Annotated in this window: 1 protein-coding gene; it reads left to right on the forward strand. The window is 69.5% G+C overall.

What is annotated here, in order from left to right:
• Nucleotides 1-276: 276 nt before the first annotated feature.
• The coding region (locus QL983_RS11280) for an AAA family ATPase (protein WP_290153062.1) at nucleotides 277-1,230 on the forward strand (954 nt) is incomplete at its 3' end.

The raw sequence follows: 1,230 nt of genomic DNA on the forward strand, positions 1-1,230 counted from the left end.
CGACCTGTCACGCGAGCGGTCGCTCTGAGGTGCGATCCACGCGCCATTCCGACCCCTCGCATTCCCGGTGGGTGCCAGGACGGTGCTGGCCGACGTCGGCGCCGGCTGACCGCCCGCGCCCTGTCCACCTGACGCGAACAGTCAGCGGACACCCGGGCGGGGCCGGTACCGTGGAGGCTTGACCCGGGCGCGACGTCGGCCCTGCGCCGGCCCCGGCTGCACGGCGGCCGCCCCGGGGAGCCCGGCCCCCGCGGCAGACCAGGAGACACTCGGACCGTGAAGAAGCTGTTCAACAAGCCCTACGTCTGGATCCTGCTGGGCCTGCTGGTCCTCGCCGTCGCGATCCCGCTGACCACGTCACAGAGCGGCCGCACCATGGTGGACACCAACGTGGGCATGGCCCTGCTGAAGGACGACAAGGCCGCGCAGGCCCGCGTGGTGGACGGGGACCAGCGCGTGGACCTCACCCTGCGTGAGCCCTACAAGCAGGACGACCGGGACCTCGGCAAGGAGGTCTACTTCTACTTCGCCACCGCGCGCGCCACGGACGTGGTCACCGCGGTGGACGACTCGGCCCTGGACGGCTACACGGACGAGCCGGTGCGGAGCAACTGGTTCCTCTCGCTGCTCGGCTTCATGGTTCCGTTCCTGCTCATCGCACTGCTGTTCTGGTTCCTGATGTCCCGCATGCAGGGCGGCGGTGGCAAGGTCATGCAGTTCGGCAAGTCCCGCGCCAAGCTGATCAACAAGGACAACCCGGACGTGCTGTTCAAGGACGTCGCGGGCGCGGACGAGGCCGTGGAGGAGCTCCAGGAGATCAAGGAGTTCCTCACCGTGCCGGACCGCTTCCGCGCCGTGGGCGCCAAGATCCCCAAGGGCGTGCTGCTCTACGGCCCGCCCGGCACGGGCAAGACCCTCCTCGCCAAGGCCGTGGCCGGTGAGGCCGGCGTGCCGTTCTACTCGATCTCCGGCTCGGACTTCGTGGAGATGTTCGTGGGCGTCGGCGCCTCGCGCGTGCGCGACCTCTTCGAGCAGGCCAAGTCCAACGCCCCCGCCATCATCTTCGTGGACGAGATCGACGCCGTCGGCCGGCACCGCGGCGCAGGCATCGGCGGCGGCAACGACGAGCGTGAGCAGACCCTGAACCAGATGCTCGTGGAGATGGACGGCTTCGACGCCTCGACGAACGTCATCATGATCGCCGCGACCAACCGCCCGGACGTCCTGGAC

Origin of the sequence: Micrococcus sp. APC 4021, from assembly GCF_030407635.1 — a bacterium.
GTDB lineage: Bacteria > Actinomycetota > Actinomycetes > Actinomycetales > Micrococcaceae > Micrococcus > Micrococcus luteus.